This window comes from Synechococcus sp. R8-2, assembly GCF_047461715.1.
GTDB lineage: Bacteria > Cyanobacteriota > Cyanobacteriia > Thermostichales > Thermostichaceae > Thermostichus.
Genome location: NZ_JANSHQ010000670.1, coordinates 1 through 2,008, shown reverse-complemented (window position 1 = coordinate 2,008; position 2,008 = coordinate 1). Strand labels below are relative to the sequence as shown.

Below are 2,008 nucleotides of genomic sequence, written 5' to 3'. Positions count from 1 at the left end.
CGCGTTGGCGGGACGGAGTCCTGGCTGCTTTGAGGCTCTGGAGAAGACTGCTCAGAGGGAGCGGGATCCCTTTCCTCCAGCCTCAGGGAAAGCTGCTGCAACTGCATGTAGATGCTGTTCACGGCCAGCATGGCCAAGACCGTGCCGAAAAACTTGGTGCGGGATCCCATGGGCCAACCCCTGTGCGAAAACAAAGATACGGTTGTCGCGGGTGCGCTAGCTCCACCTTAGCTTACGGGTTTGGCTTGCCGTTCGGAGAAAATATTGATGTTCGCGTCGGCCTTGCAAAGCCCCACGGTCAAGATTTCCCAACAAGACAATGACTGCCCCCCAAAAGCCAACCTATCATCACCTGCACACCGCCCTTTGGGTGAGCGATCTGGCCAGAGCCGAACATTTTTACGGAACGGTGCTTGGGATCCCCAAGGTGGAACGGTTGCCGTTTGACTTTCCCGGCGCTTGGTATCAAGTGGGTTCCTCCCAAATTCATTTAATCGTGGCCGAGGAGCCGATGGATCCACGGCAGCGAAGCGGAACGGGATCCTCAAAGTGGGGGCGTAATCCCCATGTGGCGCTGGGGGTAGATGACTTGGAAGCGGTGAAGGCTCGCCTGCGGCAGGAAGGGTATGAGGTGCAACCGAGCGCTTCCGGGCGAGCGGCAGTGTTCGTCCGGGATCCGGATGGGAATGTGATAGAGCTAAGCTCGATTAGCGCAACTTAGCCATGAGCCATCTCCCCTCAGCAATGCCGCCGGTTGCAACAGCGTTGCGTAGCGATATGGGTTCTCGTTGCCAGTTCAATCCGGCCATCAGCCTGGTCAGTTCCGCACAGATGCAGCGCATTGAGGAGCAGATCTTCTCTGCCGGCATGCCCGTTGCCGCTCTGATGGAGAAGGTGGGGCTGGCCGTTGTTGCTCAGTTGCAGAAGGATTTTCCGCAAGCCCATCGCATTGGGATCCTCTGTGGGACAGGGCACAACGGTGGGGATGGGTTGGTGGTTGGGCGGGAGCTATGGCTGGCCCAAAAGTCGGTGAAGGTGTGGCTGGGCAAGCCAGAACTCAAGCCCCTAACGGCAGACCACGCCCGCTATCTCAAGGCGCTGGGGGCGGAGTTTGTGGGGCAGCTTGAGGAGCTGGCCGATTGCGATTTGCTCATCGATGCCCTGTTTGGGATCGGTTTGAACCGACCCTTGGGGGAGCCTTGGGCGGGGGCGGTGGGGTGGGCCAATGGCAGTGGGATCCCCATCCTTAGCCTGGATTTGCCGTCTGGCCTCAACGACCAAACCGGGGAAGTCTGGGGCTGCTGCATTCGCGCCAGCCATACCTATACCCTTGGCCTTTGGAAACGGGGGCTGTGGCAGGAAGCAGCTCTGCCTTGGGTAGGACGGTTACGTCGCGTTGATTTTGGGATCCCCCCTTGGGCCTGCCCAGAGGATGAGGTTCCCCGGTTGTTGCTGCGGCCTTGGCAGCACTTTCCCGCGGATCCCCCTTTGGATACCCACAAATACCGCCAGGGATCCCTGCTAGGGGTGGCAGGCTCGGCGGCCTATGCCGGGGCGGCCCTGTTGGCGGGGCTGGGATCCCGCGCCAGCGGGGTGGGCATGGTGACGATGGCGGCGCCGGCGGAGTTGAAAGGAGTGATCCACAGCGCCCTGCCGGAAGTCTTGGTCTATGCCTGGGAGGGGATCCCCGCTTTGCCCCAGGTTGCCGAGAAACCCTTTCAGGCGGTGGCCGTGGGGCCGGGCTTGGGAGAAACCCGTTTGCCCCTGCTGGAGATCCTGCTGCGGGATTGGGCCGGGATCCCCTGGGTGATCGATGCCGATGGCCTCAATGCTCTGGCGGAGATGGGGGTAGAGCGCCTGCCAGAAAACGGGATCCAGGCCATCCTCACCCCCCACCTGGGGGAATTTCGGCGGCTTTTTCCGGGGATCCCGCTTGGGGATCGCATCGAGGCAGCCCAAAGGGCGGCAGCCCAGAGTGGAGCAGTGGTGGTTTTGAAAGGGGCGCGGA

General features: G+C 61.5%; 2 protein-coding genes. Both read left to right on the top strand.

The window, feature by feature from the left end; all coding sequences use genetic code 11:
• The first annotated feature begins 319 nt into the window (after positions 1-319).
• The gene (locus tag NW819_RS13730; RefSeq protein WP_414342431.1) at positions 320-721 is read left to right on the top strand and encodes a VOC family protein; all 402 of its coding nucleotides are present in this window, start codon (positions 320-322) and stop codon (positions 719-721) included.
• A gap of 56 nt (positions 722-777) precedes the next feature.
• A partial coding sequence (locus NW819_RS13725) for an NAD(P)H-hydrate epimerase (RefSeq protein ID WP_414414089.1) occupies positions 778-2,008 on the top strand: 1,231 nt, incomplete at its 3' end.

Coding starts and splice junctions, on each gene's coding strand:
- NW819_RS13730 (WP_414342431.1), top strand. CDS start 320: ATGACTGCCCCCCAAAAGCCAACCTATCATCACCTGCACACCGCCCTT.